Below are 15,474 nucleotides of genomic sequence, written 5' to 3' on the forward strand. Positions count from 1 at the left end.
TGTCGCGGCGAAGCATCCAATGGCCGGGTTGCCGCGAGGTGAACGGACGGCCAACTGTCAGCACCTCGTTTCCGTCCAGCGTGTGCTGCTCCGACGCCCACGGAAAGCGCCGTCTTGCAGGCGAATTGCCGTTTTCAACGAGCTCACAGGATGGGTTGGCCGGATGGATCGGAGTTGGATGCCGCCCGTTGGCCAGCCGTTCACCAGTTGGCCGCTTGACTGTCCGACGGTGGGGATCGACGACGCCGGCTCGACACCGGATCGCCCGCACCGACCACCTTGGAGGAAGTCTTGACGTCATCCGGCGTGTGGAAACGAGCAGCGGCGGTGTCCGCGATCACCCTCGGGATGGGATTGACCAACGTGGCAACGGCTTTCGCCGACGACGACGCCGTCCCGGACAATCCTGCGGTGGCCGTCGACGCCGTGCCGATGTCGGATGACGCTGCCCCGCCTGCGGTGACGGCGTGCGGGAACTTCGCCCAGGCACTCGACGGCGCCGCCGAGTACTACGGAGAGTTCTCCGACTCCTTCGAGGGCTCGGACTACAACGATCCGGCCGTGCAGAGCAGCAACCAGGTGGGCCGCACCGCCCTGCGTCAGGCCGCCGGCGTGGCCACGGAATCGGCGAACACTCCCGGACTCGACCCCAGCATCGCCGACCCGATGCGCGCCTGGTCGGCCGATGCCACCAAACTGCTCCTGAAGATGGCGCTGCGCATCCCGGGTGACAGCTTGAACACGACGGCCACCGAGATGAACAACGACGCCACCAACGCGCAGCAGGCCTGCGCGGCGGCTGGCACGCATGCCTGACGACTGGTAATGCGTTTCACCACCTGCCTTCTCGCCGTCGCGACCTCGGCATCGCTGACGTTGGCCGCGTGTTCCAGTCAGGCCTCCGCACCGTCGTCCCCACCAGAACTCGTCCCCGCCAACGCACTCGACGGGATCCTGCTCAGCGCCGACCAGGTCGACTCCGTCACCGGCACCACCGGGATGACAGCCCACCCGCGGGTCGACGTGATGAGCGATCATCGCAACCTGCTGCCAAATCTGAATTGCCTTGGCATCTGGCAGGTCAACGAGGCCGGCGTCTACGGCAAGGACGGCTGGATCGCCCTGCGCCAGGAACTGTTGCGCTCTCCGGACACCGACGCCTGGCACACCCTGGTGGTGCAGTCCGTCGTCAACTATCCGTCGACCGACGCGGCCCGTGACTTCTTCGACCAGTCGGCGGATCGTTGGTCGAAGTGCACCAATCACAACGTCAACATCACCCTGAACGACAAACCCCTGCCGAAGTGGCGCAGCGGTGAACTCACCAAGACCGACACCAGCTTGGCCATTCCGTTCACCCGGGGTGAGGTCAACGGCTTCGCGTCCTGCCAGCGGGTGCTCGCCGTCGACGACAACGTGATCGTCGACGTCCAGGCCTGCAGCCGGGACCTGGGCAGCGTGACCATGGCCTCTGCGGTGGCCGACGCGATCACCGCGAAGCTGCCCCGTTAGCGACTAACCGATGCCGGCACCGAAGCCGAACCCACCGCCGTCGTGGTTCGGGCACACGACGTCCACGTAGACCGTCGTGAAGGTGCCGGGGGCCGGCGGGCTGCTGGCCGGGTCGTTGACGTTGGTCACCCGGCATTCCGAGAGTGGCTTGGTGTCGAAGCCGTTGACCCAGTTGAGTTGCACGTCGTACCCCTGCGCCTGCAGCTCGGCGACGGCGGCATCGGCCGGTTGCCCTGCGAGCGACGACGGATCGGCTACCGCGACGGGCGCGCAGCCGAGCACCAGGGCCCCAGCAAAGGCCGACCAAGCGGTGCGTCGCAGGATGTCGGACACCCTTCGACCATACGCCGGGCAAGGGTAAACCCGCAGATCACGTGCTCAGATGCACTCACGAGACGACTTGTATAAGATTCTTGAGAGCCGCCTGGGCGCCGAAGGATTTCGATCCCCGCCCACGCGTGCCGCGGAGCGTTCCGCAGGTCCAGCAGAGGGCCAGCCACTCCTGAACTTCACCATGGGGGACCCTCGTGCCGTCACCAGTCAACTCCTCACAGGTCGCCGGTCTGAGCACCGGAAACGGCCTCCCGAACGTCGTCGTCACCGGCATCGCGATGACGACGTCGCTGGCCACCAGCGCCGACGACACCTGGAAGGCTCTGCTCGACGGTCAGAGCGGAATCCGCCTGCTCGACGACCCGTACGTCGAGGAGTTCAAGCTGCCGGTGCGCATCGGCGGTCACCTTCTCGAGGACTTCGAAGACGATCTGACCCGCATCGAGAAGCGGCGTCTGGGCTACGTGCAGAGGATGTCGACGGTGCTGGGCCGACGGGTGTGGCAGAACGCCGGCAACCCCGAGGTCGACAGCAATCGCCTGGCCGTGTCCATCGGTACCGGCATGGGTGCCACCGAGGCCCTGGTCTTCGCGTGGGACGACATGCGCGAGCGCGGCATGGCGGCCGTGTCGCCGCTGGCGGTCCAGATGTACATGCCCAACGGGCCGGCCGCCGCCGTCGGCCTCGACCGGCACGCCAAGGCGGGGGTGATCACGCCGGTGTCGGCCTGCGCCTCCGGCTCGGAGGGCATCGCCCAGGCGTGGCGACAGATCGTCCTCGGCGAGGCCGACATCGCGGTCTGTGGTGGCGTCGAGAACCGGATCGAGGCGGTGCCGATCGCGGCGTTCGCGCAGATGCGCATCGTGTTGTCGACCACCAACGACGACCCGGCCGGCGCCTGCCGCCCCTTCGACCGCGATCGCAACGGCTTCGTCTTCGGCGAGGGCGGCGCGCTGATGGTCATCGAGACCGAGGAGCACGCCAAGGCTCGCGGCGCGAACATCCTGGCCCGGTTGATGGGGGCGAGCATCACCTCCGACGGATTCCACATCGTGGCGCCGGACCCCAACGGCGAACGCGCCGGCCACGCGATGACGCGCGCCGTCCAACTCGCCGGACTCACGCCGGGCGACATCGACCACGTCAACGCCCACGCCACCGGCACCAAGGTCGGCGACGTCGCCGAGGCGGCGGCCATCAACCGCGCCATCGGCAGCTCCGCTGCGGTCTACGCACCCAAGTCGGCGCTGGGCCATTCGGTCGGCGCCGCGGGCGCCGTCGAGTCCGTCCTGACCGTGATGGCCCTACGCGACGGCGTCGTCCCCCCGACGCTCAACCTCCACAACCTCGACCCGGAGGTCGACCTGGACGTCGTGGCGGGCGAACCCCGTTCCGGCAACTACGAATACGCCGTCAGCAACTCGTTTGGGTTCGGCGGGCACAACGTGGCGCTAGCCTTCGGCAAGTACTGATCAGCCTGGGCGACCGAGAGCCCGGGCGCGAGAGGCGAGCCCATGACCGACGTTCGCGACACGACGCACGCACAGCTCTTCGAGCTGACCGGTAAGCGTGCGCTGGTCACGGGTGGCACCCGGGGGATCGGCCTGATGATCGCCCGGGGCCTCCTGCAGGCGGGAGCCAGCGTCGTCGTAAGCTCGCGCAAGGCCGACGCCTGCGCCCGGGCGTGCGACGAGCTCGCCGCGTTCGGGGACGTGACGGCCATCCCCGCCGACCTGTCGAATCACGACGAGTGCCTGCGCCTCGCGGAACTGGTCACCGCCGATTCCGGCCGCCTCGACATCCTGGTCAACAACGCCGGGGCGACGTGGGGCGAACCGTTGGAGACGTTCCCGGACGCGGCCTGGGACAGGGTCCTCGACCTCAATCTCAAGTCCCCGTTCTGGCTCGTCCAGGCGCTGCTGCCAGCGCTGGAGGCGGCGGGGACCGCCGACGATCCGGCCCGCATCGTCAACGTCGGCAGCATCGACGGCATTCACGTCAGCAAGCTGCCGGTGTACTCCTATGCGAGCAGCAAGGCGGCCCTGCACCAGTTGACGCGCGTACTCGCCCGCGAGCTCGGCCCGCGCCACGTCACCGTCAATGCCGTTGCGCCCGGACCGTTTCAGTCCAAGATGATGGCCGCCACGCTCGACGCGTTCGGCGACGCGATCGCCGCGGCGGCCCCTCTTCGCCGCATCGGCCGGCCCGACGACATGGCCGGCGTCGCAGTGTTCCTGACCAGCCGGGCGGGTTCCTATCTGACCGGGGCGGTCATTCCCGTCGACGGCGGGATCGCCACCACCGCGTCGGGCACCTAACCGCCGGCGGGGTCGGCGGCGGGCTTCTTCTGCCACGGCCATCGACCGGTGATCTCCAGTTCGAGTGAGAAGCTCAGGAACGTCCGGATCGCCACGATGCCGGCCAGCACGGCAACGCTCTGCGCATTGGGGGTGACCGCCACCGTCCTGATGATGTCGGCCGCTACCAGGAACTCCAGACCCAGTAGGATCGTGCGGCCCAACGTCTCTCGGAAGAATCGGTAGGTGTCGGCCGACCGGCGGATCAACCGTCCGACGGCGACGCCCCCCGCTACGACCGCACCGACAGCGATGATCGCCACGCCGACACCGTCGACGACCTTGCCGACCAGCTCGACGACCTCGATGAACTCCACGACACCGAGGCTAACCGTCGGGCAGCATGGCAGGGGTGGCAACCAGCGAGCAGCGCGACGGGGTGGACCTGACCAACCTCGACGAGCCGCTGACCCCCGAGGCGAACGCCACCAAGCGCGATCTGGTCGACTACCTCGACGCCGTCGCCGACCGGCTGCTGCCGGGACTGGCCGGTCGACCGCTGACCGTGCTGCGGGTACTGCGCGGCCGGGCTCCGTTCATGCAGAAGAACGTCCCGAAGTACACCCCGGACTGGGTCCGGACCACGTCGATGTGGGCCGAGGCATCACACCGTGAGGTGCACTATGCGCTGTGCGACGGCCGCCGAACGCTGCTGTGGCTGGCCAACCAACGTGCGGTCGAGTACCACCCGACGCTGGGACTGGCCGAGAACGTCTACCGCCCTACGCATCTCATCCTCGATCTCGACCCGCCCGGCGACGACGACTTCGCGTCGGTGGTCGCCGTCGCGCACCTGGTGCGTCAGGCGCTCGCCGACAGCGGGCTCGTGGGCGCGGTGAAGACCAGTGGCGCCAAGGGCATTCACGTCTTCGTCCCCGTCGACTCCGGCAATGCGGCCGCCCCGGTCGAGGACGTCGCCGCCGCGACCCGCGCGCTCGCCGCCCGGGCCGAGGCACTGGACCCGGACATCGCCACCACCGCGTACATCGTGGCGGACCGGGCGGGCAAGGTGTTCGTCGACTCGACCCGCGCCGGTGGGGCCACCGTCGCCGCGGCGTACAGCCCGCGACTGAGGCCGGGGACACCGGTGTCGTTCCCGCTGGACTGGTCCGACCTCGACCGGGTGTCTCCCGCGGACTTCACCGTCCACACGGCGCTCGCCGCACTCGACGGCCGGGACCCGTGGCGGGATTCGATGCCCGCGCCGCAACGACTGCCGGAGGATCTCGTCGCGCAGGGCCGGACCATCCCCGTCGCCCGGGTGGCGGCGATGCACGAGGGCAAACGCCGCGCCCGCCGCACCGCGGACGACTAGGGGACGGTCCGTCTCAGGTCACTCCGCGACGAAGTACATCCGCTTGTTGACGAACTCCTCCATGCCCAGCGGTCCTAGCTCGCGGCCGAAACCGCTGCGCTTCACGCCTCCGAAGGGCACCTCTTGGCCCTCGTTGGCCGGGGTGTTGACATTCGACATTCCGGACTCGAGACGCTGCGCGATCTTCTCTGCGCGCTGCGTGTCCGTGCTGAACACCGCGCCGCCGAGACCGTAGTCGGAATCGTTGGCCAGCTCGAGGGCCTCCTCGTCGCTGGAGACGGAGTAGACGACCGCAACGGGCCCGAACAGCTCCTCGCGGTACGCGCGCATCTCGGGGGTGATGCCGGTCAGCACCGCCGGGGAGTAGTACGCGGCAGGGCCCTGCCCGAGCACGCCACCGGCGTGCAGCGTCGCCCCCTTGGACACGGCGTCCTGCACCTGCTCGTCGAGGATCTCGGCAGCCTTGCGCGAGGACAGCGGCGAGAAGGCCCCGTCCTCCAGCTTGGCCGGATCACCCGGCTTGAGGTCCTTGGCCCGTTCGACGAGTTGCCCGACGAAGTCGTCGAAGATGTCGTCGCTGACGATCATCCGCTTGTTCGAATTGCACGCCTGGCCGGTGTTGCCGATCCGGGTGTCCCAGGCGAGATCCGCCGAGGCCTTGACGTCGTCGGTGTCGAGCACGACGTAGGCGTCGGACCCGCCGAGTTCGAGCACGCACTTCTTGAGGTTCTTGCCCGCGATCGCGGCGACGACCGAACCGGCGCGCTCCGAACCGGTCAGCGAGACGCCGACGACGCGGCGGTCGCCGATGATCTTCTCGATCTGGTCATAGGAGGCGAAGATGTTGGTGTACACACCCTTCGGGATTCCCGCCTCGTCCATGATCTCTTGTACTGCCAGCGCCGACTTCGGTACCGACTCGGCGTGCTTGAGGATGATCGTGTTGCCCAGCACCAGGTTTGGCGCAGCGAACCGGGCGATCTGATAGAAGGGATAGTTCCACGGCATGATGCCGAGCAGCGGGCCGATGGGCAGTCGCTGCACGTATGCCTTGCCCTTGGCGAAGGTCTTGATCTCCTGATCGGCGGCCAACTCGGGACCCTCGGTGGCGAAGTATTCGAAGATGTCGCCGCAGAAGTCCGCCTCGTCGACGGCTTCCTGCAGGGGCTTGCCCATCTCCTCGGTGGCGATCGCGCCGAGACGGGCCGAGTTCTCCCGGAACAGTTCGGCCACGCGCGACACGATGCGGGCCCGTTCGGCGATCGGCATGTCGCGCCACGAGCGGAACGCTGCGTCGGAGGCCGCCAGGGCAGCCTCGATCTCGGCCTCGGAGGCGAAGTCGAACGACTCACCGACGTCGCCGGTGGCTGGATTGACCACCCGGTAGGTGGGTTGAGTCGACACGGTCGCAGTCATGATGGGAACTCCCTCGGTAGTGAGTGACGCACCACCAATCTAGTCACCGCACGGGTGCTGCGCCGCCGGATCCAGGACACCCGTCTGGGCGCTCACGCGCCAGCTAACTCCCCGGCAGGCGGCCGTTCGCGCCCCAGCAGGAACGACGCGCAGGCGACCGAGATCGCCACCAGCATCACCGCCGCAAGTGGCCCGGCCGTGTGCTCGCCGCCGATGCCGACCAACGGGGACACGACGGCGCCGAGGCCGAATTGCAGCGCGCCCAGCGCGGCCGACGCCGACCCGGCGACCCCGGCGACCCCGGCGAGCGCGAGCGCGGTGGCATTGCCGAAGACGAGGCCGAGACTCGAGACGACGACCCACAGCGGCACCGCCAACAGCCACGCCGGCGCTCCGAGCGCCACCACGACGGCGATCACGACCACCGCGGCCAGACACAGCGCGAGACCGGTTCCCGCCAGCCCCCGGATCGAGCGGGCGCCGGCCAGTCTCGCCGACACGGCGCTCACCGCCGCAAGCCCAAGTGCGTTGACGCCGAACGCGATTCCGTACTGCACCTGACTGAATCCCATCATCACCTGGTAGACGAAGGGCGAGGCGGAGATGTAGGCCATCATCGTCGCGAAGGCGAACGCGAACGCGAGCGCGTTGCCGAGGTACACGCGCGACCGAAGCGCGCGCAGCACCGATGGCGACCCGGTCCGATCGGAACGCGCCGCCGTACGGCGCTCGGCGGTGTGGGTTTCGCGGACGACGGCCACGACTCCGACGAACATGGCCGCGACGATGCCGAAGACCACCCACAGCACGCCTCGCCACCCCAGCGGCCCGACCAGGACGCTGCCGAGCACCGGCGCCACCACGGGCGCGATGCCACCGACGAGCATCATCAGACTGAACGCCCGCGCGGCGGCTGCCCCGACGGCGAGGTCGGAGATGATCGCCCGGCCGATGACCATGCCGGCGGCACCCGTGACGCCCTGGGCGAATCTGGCGGCGATGAGTACGTCCACCGTCGGCGCGAGGGCCGTGGCAGCGCTGGCGATCAGGCAGAGCGCGGATCCCACCACCAGGGGCCTCAGCCTCCCCAGTCGATCCGACAGCGGCCCGAAGACCAACTGGCCCAGCGCGATTCCGACGAGGAAGGCGGTCAGGGTCAACTGCACCGACGTCGCACTGGTTCTCAAATCGCCGGTCATGGTCGGGAACGCCGAGAGGTAGAGGTCGGTCGCGAAGGGGGCCACCGCCGACAACAGCGCGAGCACGAGAAGCAGCGGCCCGGTGATCGCCGGGCGGTTCTCCGCGGGCGAGAGCAGTCGCTCCATCCGTTCGGCGTCGTCGGCCTTGGTCGTCATGTCCCATCCTCCATTAGCTATGTTCAAGTAACTATACATACATAGCTTCATCGGCGTAACGTCGGCTTCATGAGTCGCGCCGAATCCCCCACCGCACGCGAGTCGGCCCTGGCCGACCTGGCGGACGCGATCATGCACGCCGCACGCCTCATTCGGTCCTGGGACCAGGCCGCCGACACGGTGGTCCCGTTGTCGACGGTCGAGGCGGCCGTGCTGGAGTACGTCGACCGCCACCCCGGCTGCCGACCCAGCGACGTGGCACACGACCTCCGGATGCGCAGCAGCAACTTCAGTGCCGCGCTACGCGTTCTCGACGATCAGGGCTTCGTCGAGCGGCGTAGTGACCCCTCCGACGGCCGCACGGCCAACCTGACCGTCACCGCCCTGGCCAAGCGCAACATCGACGTCGTCCGGTCCCGGCGGGCCGCGCTGCTCGGCGCCGCCCTCGGTGACGACCGGGCCCGGGTCGACGACGCGCGCGAACTCCTCGACCGTCTCAGACGGACGCCACCGGCAGGCGACTGACCGACCGTCAGTCCGGCATGGCCGCGACGATCCGGTCCGCCGTGAACGGCAGGCTGCGCACCCGTACGCCGATCGCGTCGTAGATCGCGTTGGCGATGGCGGCCACGGTGGGGCCCTGAGCGGTCTCCCCCACACCCAGCGACGGATTCCCGTTGCCGGGCAACAACTCCACGTCGACCAGTGGCACCTCGGAGAACGTCAGGATCGGGTACGTCTCCCACGTGTCGCTCGTGACGGACCGGTCGTCGAAGCGGACCCTCTCCTTCACCGCCCAGCTGGTGGCTTGAATCGCGCCGCCCTCGACCTGGTTCTCCGCACCGTCGGGGTTGACCACCAGGCCGGCGTCAACCGCCACCGTCAGCCGGCGAACGCGAATCTCGCTGGCGGCCTCGACCTCGGCCACCACCGCGCAGTAGGCGCTGGTGTTCTTGTACCGGGCGTAGGCGACGCCGTGACCGCGGGACTCCCCCGCCACCCGCCGCGCCCAGCCCGAGCGTCGTGCGACCGCCTCCAGAACCGCACGGCCCCGGGCATCGGCCAGCTGGGCGAGCCGGTATTCGACGGGGTCCCGGCCCGCGGCGACGGCCAGTTCGTCCATGAACGACTCGATGGCGAAGACGTTGACGAACGCGCCCAGCGAGCGCAGGGCCGACGTGCGCAGAGGCATCACCGACAACAGATGATTCACCACCCGACCGCGGGGAAAGTCGTAGCCCGGAACCGCGTTTCGTGCCGCGCCACCACCGTTGTCCAGCGGCGGCTCACCGGCCGGACCAATCGGCTCACCACCCTCGCGATGACTGGCCGCGAGCAGACCCACCGTGCCGACGAAGCCCGGCCGGGTGACATGACCGTTGCCCCAGACGTCGTGGCGCCACGCCAGCACGGCGCCCTCGCGGTCGACCTCGGCGGCGATGCGCACCACTGCGGCCGGTCCGAAGGGCGCCCATCCGAGTTCGTCGGGACGCGACCACACCACCTGCACGGGACGGCCGGGGACGGCCAGCGCCAGAAGTGCCGCATCGAGGGCGACGTCGTCGGCGCCGTTGTGTCCGTAGCAGCCAGCCCCCGCCACGTGCCGCACGACGATGCGTTCCTCGGCGACGTCCAGTGCCCGCGACATCTCCCGTCGCAGGAGGTACACGCCCTGGCTGTGCGTCCACACCTCCAGCAGCGCGTCCGCACCCAGGCCGGTGACCAGTGCGGTCGCCGTCGACGGTCCCATCGACGCGTGGGCCAGGTACGGCCGGTCGTAGCGCGCCTCGTGAAAAACGTTGCTGCCAGCGGGAACCGGATCCCCGCCACCGTCGTCCACGACGACGGTCTCGACCGCGGGAGCCGACGTGAGGAAGGCGGGTAGATCGGACTCGTCTGGCAGCGTCGCGTGCTCGTCCCACACCGCGTCGGCGCGGAGTCGCTCGGCGGCCCGCAGCACCACCTCCTCCCGTTCGGCCACCGCGGCGAGGAAGTCGCCGTCGCGGACGACGGTCACCACCCCCGGCAACGCCAGCGTCGCCGTAGTGTCCACCGACCGCAGCGCAGCGGCACGCGAGGGCGGCCTGACGACGCGGCCGAAGACCATCCCGGGCAGCGCGAGATCGTGTGCGAACCGCGGCCGCCCAGCGACCTTGTCGGGCAGGTCGACTCGGGGCACGCGGGCACCGACGACGCGGTACTCGGTCACCGACTTGGTCGGCGCCGCGCCGGTCACCGGCTCGTGCAGCAGGTCTTCGTGCGTCAGTTCCCAGTAGCTCGCCGACCGACCGTCTGGTGCTGTGACGACACCGTCGGTCACCCTCAGCCCGTCGGGCGACACGCCCCACCGGCGAACCGCCGCGTCGAGGAGTATCGCCCTGGCCTCGGCTGCGGCCATTCGCAGCGCCGCACCGGAGTGTTGTACCGACAGACTCCCTGCGGTGTACCCCTCGTTGGGGCTCGACCCGGTCGTCGCCGCCGTCATGGCGATCCGCCCCAGGTCGACGTCCAACTCCTCGGCCACGATCTGAGCGAGCGCGGTCAACACTCCCTGCCCGAGTTCGACCTTGCCGGAACGCACTTCGACGCTTCCGTTCGCCAAGAGCCTCAACCAGTCGTCGACCATGGGGTTGGCCAGGATCGACGGTGGCAGGCTCGCCGCGACGGCGGTCACCGCTGCTCGTCCCGGCGGCGCAGTTCGGCGGCGGCCGAGAGCACCGCGCGCACGATCCGGTTGTGCGCACCGCACCGACACAGGTTGCCATCCAGCGCCCGGCGCACCTCCTCGTCCGTCGGGTCGGCGGTCCGCTCGAGCAGCGCCGCTGCAGAGACCACGATCCCGGAGATGCAGTACCCGCACTGAGCCGCCTGGCCCTCGACGAGGGCCTCGACCACCGGGTGAGGGCGCTCGGGTGTGCTCAGCCCCTCGACGGTGGTGACCTCGCGGCCCGCCAGACTCCCGACGGGGACGTCACAGGAGTAGCTGGGCCGGCCGTCGACGAGAACCATGCACGACCCGCACAGCGCCAAACCGCAGCCGAAGCGAGTTCCCTTCAACCCCAGGTGGTTTCGCAGTACGTACAGCAGGGCGGTCTCGGGCTCCGTCGTCACCTGCTCGAGCCTGCCGTTGACCGAGAGCGTCGTCATGGTTGCCTCCACACGTGTCCATCGTGCTCCCGTTCGGCGCCGACGGCCAGCGCCCAGGCTCGAGCTCTAGCCTGGAGACATGGTCGACACCCTTCACGACACCGGCTATCGGGGCTTCGCGAGCGACAACTACGCAGGCGTGCACCCCGAGGTGCTCGACGCGCTGGCCGCGGCCAACGGCGGCCACCAGGTCGCCTACGGCGGGGACGCCTACACCGCGCGGCTGCAGGAGGTGGTGCGCGCCGAGTTCGGCGGCGCCGCCGAGGCATTCCCCGTCTTCAACGGCACCGGAGCCAACGTCGTCGCCCTGACGGCGATGATGCCGCGCTGGGGGGCGGTGATCTGCAGCGACACCGCGCACGTCAACACCGACGAGGGCGGCGCGCCCGAGCGGGTCAGCGGCCTCAAGCTGCTCACCGTGCCGACGCCGGACGGCAAGCTCACCCCGGAGCTGATCGCCACGCAGGCCTGGGGCTGGGGCGACGAGCATCGCGCCCAGCCCTTGACCGTCAGCATCACCCAGACCACTGAATTGGGCACGCTGTACACCCCGGCGCAGGTACGCGCGATCGCCGACTTCGCACACGAGCACGGCATGGCCGTGCACATGGACGGCGCTCGCATCTGGAACGCGGCCGCGGCGTTGGACATGCCGCTGCGTGCGTTCACCTCCGACGCCGGGGTCGACGTGCTCAGCTTCGGCGGCACCAAGAACGGGCTGTTGGGCGCCGAGGCCGTCGTCGTCCTGGATCCCTCGCGCGTCGACGGCATGCCCTACCTGCGCAAGCTCAGCATGCAGCTGGCCAGCAAGATGCGCTTCACCAGCGCACAACTGCTCGCACTGTTCGACGACGGTCTGGGGCTCCGGTCGGCCGCCCACGCCAATGCCATGGCGGCTCGGCTTCGGAGCGCGCTCGACGCCGATCCCGTCGACGGACTGTTCTTCAGTCAGGCGACGGAGGCGAACGCCGTGTTCGCCGAACTGCCCAACGCCGCCGCCGACCGCATCCGCGAGCGCGTGCGCTTCTACGACTGGGATCGGGCCGCCGGGCAGGTGCGCTGGATGTGCTCGTGGGACACCACCGACGCCGACGTCGACGCGTTCGTCGCCGCGATCCGCGAGGAACTGCGACGCTAGCCGATTAGGTTGGTGTGATGACGGTCAAGACGGTGTTGTGCTTCGGTGACTCCCTGACATGGGGCTGGGTGCCCGCCGACGGCACCGCCCCCACCACGCGGTTCGCCCCCGACGTGCGTTGGACCGGCGTGCTGGCCGCTGCCCTCGGCGAGGACCACGCCGTCATCGAGGAGGGCCTCAGTGCCCGCACCACCAACGTCGACGACCCCACCGATCCGCGACTCAACGGTGCGGCCCACCTGCCCATGGCGCTGGCGAGTCACCTGCCGCTCGACCTCGTGATCCTGATGCTCGGCACGAACGACACCAAGGCCTACTTCCACCGGACGCCGTTCGACATCGCCACCGGAATGTCGGTGCTCGCCGCACAGGTCCTCGGCTCGGCGGGCGGCGTCGGCACCGTCTACCCGGCGCCACGGGTCCTCGTCGTCGCGCCGCCACCGCTGGGTTCGATGCCCGACCCCTGGTTTCAGATGACCTTCGACGGTGGGCTGGAGAAGTCGCAGCGGCTGGCCGAGTCCTATCGCGCGCTGTGCGCGTACATGAAGATCCCGTTCTTCGACGCGGGCTCGGTGATCACCACCGACGGAAGCGACGGCGTGCACTTCACCGAGGCCAACAACCGCGACCTGGGTGTGGCCCTAGCCGACGAGGTGCGTCGAATCCTGGTGTGAGGCAACCGCCGACGGCCCATGCCCCACGCCTCGCGGCAGGGACACGGTGAAGGTGGCGCCCTCACCCAGCCCTGGACTGTCGGCCCTGATGGTGCCGCCGTGGCCGTCGACGAGCGCCTTGGCGATGGCCAGGCCGATGCCCGCACCGCCATGCACCCGGTCGCGGGCGTCGTCCACCCGGTAGAAGCGGTCGAAGAGGTGTGGCAGGTGCTCGGACGGGATGCCGTCCCCGGTGTCGGACACCTCGACGGTCACCTCGCGGTCGGTGGCCGTCGCCCCGACCGTGACCGAACCCCCGCTGCGCGTGTGCCTCAGACCGTTGTCCAGCAGGTTGGCCAACACCTGTCCGAGGCGTTCCGGATCTGCCCACACGTCGGGCAGGTCGGCCGGTGCCGTCGACGCCAGGAGCACGCCCTTCGCGCGATACCGCGGCTCCCACACCGCCGTCGCCGTGGTGACCAGGCGGGTGAGCGAGGTCCACCGCGCGTCGATCGTGCGAGCCTGGTGTTCGGCGTCGGACAACGCGGCGACGTCCTTGCTCAACCGCGTCAATCGGCGCGACTGGTCGCGCAGCACCGCGACCGCGTCGGCGTCGAGCGCCTTCACCCCGTCTTCGAGGGCCTCCAGATAGGCCTCGACGATGGCGACGGGGGTGCGCATCTCGTGGGCGAGGTCCGCGAGCATCTGCCGGCGGCCGTGCTCCACCCGCCCGAGGCTGGCGGCCATGGTGTTGAAGGCCACCGCGATCTCATCGAACTCTCGCCCCAATCGCGGTGGGCTGACCCGGAAGTCGTAGTGTCCGTCGGCTATCACGGTGGCTGCGTGCGCCAATTCGGTGGCCGAACGGTAGACGCGTCGGCTGAGATACCAGCTCAGCGCGAGGGCGGCGACGACCGACACCACCAGGGCCGTCCCGAGCGACACGGCGGTGGACTTCTCGAACGCCCGCTGATAGGGGTGGTCGTTCATGGCCCCCGGTTGCGTCGCCGAGTCCATCAGGCGCTGGAACATCGGCGGACCGACCGCGGCGGCCACCAGGATCGCCGTGACGAAGCTCGTCACGATGACCACCGAGTTGACCGCCACCAGTCGTGTTCTGATGCCGAATCGGGATGCGCCCTGCGGCAATGCCTTTGGTGTCACGTGGAGCCCCTCCCCATCCGGTAGCCCACGCCGCGAACCGTCGTGACGTACTTCGTCGGGTCGTCGCCGAGCTTGCGACGCAGATGACCCACGTGCACGTCGACGATGTTCTCGCTGCCCACCCAGGTGTCACCCCAGACGATGTCGATGAGCTGGCGTCTGCCGAGAACCTTGCCGGGCCGCGCGGACAGCGCATCGAGCAGGTCGAATTCGGTTCGCGTGAGCGCGATCTCGGATTCGCCGATGCGTACCTTCCGGCCGTCGACGTCGATGCACAGATCCCCGATGCGACGGGGTGGCCTGCCGTCGGCGACGTGCTCGGCCAGGTCTCGCGGGGTCCGGCGGGGCCGTCGCTGCATGGCCTGGATCCTGGCGACCAGTTCCCGTGGGCTGAACGGCTTGGTGACGTAGTCGTCGGCACCGACCGAGAGACCGACGACCGTGTCGACCTCGGTGTCGCGGGCGGTCAACATGATGACGTAGGCGTCGGAGAAGATGCGCAGACGGCGGCACACCTCGAAGCCGTCGATGCCGGGCAGGCCGACGTCGAGGACCACCACGTCGGGATCGACGCTGCGGGCACGGGACAGCGCCTCGCCACCGTCGTACGCGGCGTGCACCTCGAAGCCCTCGCGCTTCAGGTAACTGCCGACCACCTCGGTGAGGGCCACTTCATCGTCGACGATCAAGGCGCGACGACGCGGTGTTCCGATGGGGTCGTTCACGTCTCCATGATGCACCGCAAGAAATGCGCGGACCGCGACCGTTAACGAATCTTCAGAATGCGACCAGGTAATCGTCGTCTGGGTGGTCGAGGGTGAAGACATCCCGGCAGAGATCGGGCCCCGCACAGAGGAGACACCATGAAGATCACCGCCACACGCATCATCCCGGGATTGGCCGTCGGCTTCGTCGCCGCCGCGATGGCCTTCGCGCCGGTGGCCGGCGCCGACACCAGCCCGCTGTTGCCCTTCGGCACCACTCCGCAGGTGAAGACGACGCTGAACCTGCAGACTTCCAACCACGATGAACTCGACACCACCAACGGCTCGCTCGACCTGCCGTTCTGACGGGAGCCCACACT

The 15,474-nt window shown here is 69.3% G+C and carries 17 protein-coding genes; 9 read left to right on the forward strand and 8 right to left on the reverse strand.

The window, feature by feature from the left end:
- The first annotated feature begins 327 nt into the window (after positions 1-327).
- Together ABZ195_RS21820 and ABZ195_RS21825 are read left to right on the forward strand one after the other, a co-directional pair.
- Positions 328-816, forward strand: a complete 489-nt coding sequence (locus tag ABZ195_RS21820) for a hypothetical protein (protein ID WP_355221449.1) — start codon at positions 328-330, stop codon at positions 814-816.
- A gap of 9 nt (positions 817-825) precedes the next feature.
- Positions 826-1,512 carry a sensor domain-containing protein gene (locus tag ABZ195_RS21825; RefSeq protein ID WP_355221450.1) on the forward strand — a complete coding sequence of 229 codons (687 nt, stop codon included), beginning with the start codon at positions 826-828 and terminating at the stop codon, positions 1,510-1,512.
- 3 nt (positions 1,513-1,515) lie between these two features.
- Here the strand turns inward: ABZ195_RS21825 and ABZ195_RS21830 are convergent, their stop codons facing one another.
- On the reverse strand, positions 1,516-1,845 hold the full coding sequence (locus ABZ195_RS21830; RefSeq protein ID WP_355221452.1) for a hypothetical protein: 330 nt from the start codon (positions 1,843-1,845) through the stop codon (positions 1,516-1,518).
- A gap of 194 nt (positions 1,846-2,039) precedes the next feature.
- Here ABZ195_RS21830 and kasB point away from each other — a divergent pair, with 194 nt between their 5' ends.
- Together kasB and ABZ195_RS21840 are read left to right on the forward strand one after the other, a co-directional pair.
- Positions 2,040-3,317 (forward strand): 3-oxoacyl-ACP synthase KasB, encoded by a 1,278-nt coding sequence (gene kasB, locus ABZ195_RS21835; protein ID WP_355221453.1) that lies wholly within the window; start codon positions 2,040-2,042, stop codon positions 3,315-3,317.
- 42 nt (positions 3,318-3,359) lie between these two features.
- Entirely contained in the window at positions 3,360-4,163 is an 804-nt protein-coding gene (locus ABZ195_RS21840) for an SDR family oxidoreductase (protein ID WP_355221455.1), read from the forward strand.
- Here the strand turns inward: ABZ195_RS21840 and ABZ195_RS21845 are convergent.
- Positions 4,160-4,519 (reverse strand): DUF1622 domain-containing protein, encoded by a 360-nt coding sequence (locus ABZ195_RS21845; protein WP_355221456.1) that lies wholly within the window; start codon positions 4,517-4,519, stop codon positions 4,160-4,162. The two genes, ABZ195_RS21840 and ABZ195_RS21845, sit on opposite strands and share 4 nt — an antisense overlap.
- Before the next feature lie 35 nt (positions 4,520-4,554).
- Here ABZ195_RS21845 and ABZ195_RS21850 point away from each other — a divergent pair, with 35 nt between their 5' ends.
- The gene (locus ABZ195_RS21850) at positions 4,555-5,517 is read left to right on the forward strand and encodes an ATP-dependent DNA ligase (RefSeq protein WP_355221458.1); all 963 of its coding nucleotides are present in this window, start codon (positions 4,555-4,557) and stop codon (positions 5,515-5,517) included.
- An 18-nt stretch (positions 5,518-5,535) separates the two neighbouring features.
- On the opposite strand, the gene ABZ195_RS21855 is transcribed toward ABZ195_RS21850, so the two are convergent.
- Entirely contained in the window at positions 5,536-6,933 is a 1,398-nt protein-coding gene (locus tag ABZ195_RS21855; RefSeq protein ID WP_355221460.1) for an NAD-dependent succinate-semialdehyde dehydrogenase, read from the reverse strand.
- Positions 6,934-7,025: 92 nt separating this feature from the next.
- The gene (locus ABZ195_RS21860) at positions 7,026-8,288 is read right to left on the reverse strand and encodes a multidrug effflux MFS transporter (protein WP_355221462.1); all 1,263 of its coding nucleotides are present in this window, start codon (positions 8,286-8,288) and stop codon (positions 7,026-7,028) included.
- A gap of 69 nt (positions 8,289-8,357) precedes the next feature.
- Between ABZ195_RS21860 and ABZ195_RS21865 the strand changes: the two genes are divergently transcribed.
- The gene (locus tag ABZ195_RS21865) at positions 8,358-8,813 is read left to right on the forward strand and encodes a MarR family winged helix-turn-helix transcriptional regulator (protein ID WP_355221464.1); all 456 of its coding nucleotides are present in this window, start codon (positions 8,358-8,360) and stop codon (positions 8,811-8,813) included.
- A gap of 7 nt (positions 8,814-8,820) precedes the next feature.
- Here the strand turns inward: ABZ195_RS21865 and ABZ195_RS21870 are convergent, their stop codons facing one another.
- Both ABZ195_RS21870 and ABZ195_RS21875 read right to left on the reverse strand, forming a co-directional pair.
- Positions 8,821-10,962, reverse strand: coding sequence for a molybdopterin cofactor-binding domain-containing protein (locus ABZ195_RS21870; RefSeq protein WP_355221466.1), 2,142 nt, complete (start codon positions 10,960-10,962; stop codon positions 8,821-8,823).
- Positions 10,959-11,435 carry a (2Fe-2S)-binding protein gene (locus tag ABZ195_RS21875; RefSeq protein ID WP_355221468.1) on the reverse strand — a complete coding sequence of 159 codons (477 nt, stop codon included), beginning with the start codon at positions 11,433-11,435 and terminating at the stop codon, positions 10,959-10,961. Before ABZ195_RS21875 ends, ABZ195_RS21870 begins: the two co-directional genes overlap by 4 nt.
- A 79-nt stretch (positions 11,436-11,514) precedes the next feature.
- Here ABZ195_RS21875 and ABZ195_RS21880 point away from each other — a divergent pair, with 79 nt between their 5' ends.
- Both ABZ195_RS21880 and ABZ195_RS21885 read left to right on the forward strand, forming a co-directional pair.
- Positions 11,515-12,573 (forward strand): low specificity L-threonine aldolase, encoded by a 1,059-nt coding sequence (locus tag ABZ195_RS21880; protein WP_355221470.1) that lies wholly within the window; start codon positions 11,515-11,517, stop codon positions 12,571-12,573.
- A gap of 17 nt (positions 12,574-12,590) precedes the next feature.
- A complete protein-coding gene (locus tag ABZ195_RS21885) occupies positions 12,591-13,247 on the forward strand; it encodes an SGNH/GDSL hydrolase family protein (RefSeq protein ID WP_355221472.1) in 657 nt (218 codons plus the stop codon).
- Here the strand turns inward: ABZ195_RS21885 and ABZ195_RS21890 are convergent.
- Entirely contained in the window at positions 13,215-14,390 is a 1,176-nt protein-coding gene (locus ABZ195_RS21890; RefSeq protein WP_355221474.1) for a HAMP domain-containing sensor histidine kinase, read from the reverse strand. The genes ABZ195_RS21885 and ABZ195_RS21890 overlap by 33 nt on opposite strands.
- Positions 14,387-15,115 carry a response regulator transcription factor gene (locus ABZ195_RS21895; RefSeq protein WP_355221476.1) on the reverse strand — a complete coding sequence of 243 codons (729 nt, stop codon included), beginning with the start codon at positions 15,113-15,115 and terminating at the stop codon, positions 14,387-14,389. The genes ABZ195_RS21890 and ABZ195_RS21895 overlap by 4 nt, the downstream gene beginning before the upstream one ends.
- Before the next feature lie 138 nt (positions 15,116-15,253).
- On the opposite strand from ABZ195_RS21895, the gene ABZ195_RS21900 reads away from it, so the two are divergent.
- Positions 15,254-15,460, forward strand: coding sequence for a hypothetical protein (locus tag ABZ195_RS21900; protein WP_355221478.1), 207 nt, complete (start codon positions 15,254-15,256; stop codon positions 15,458-15,460).
- Positions 15,461-15,474: the final 14 nt, after the last annotated feature.

It is taken from the genome of Mycobacterium sp. NPDC006124, assembly GCF_040614235.1.
Classification (GTDB): Bacteria; Actinomycetota; Actinomycetes; order Mycobacteriales; family Mycobacteriaceae; genus Mycobacterium.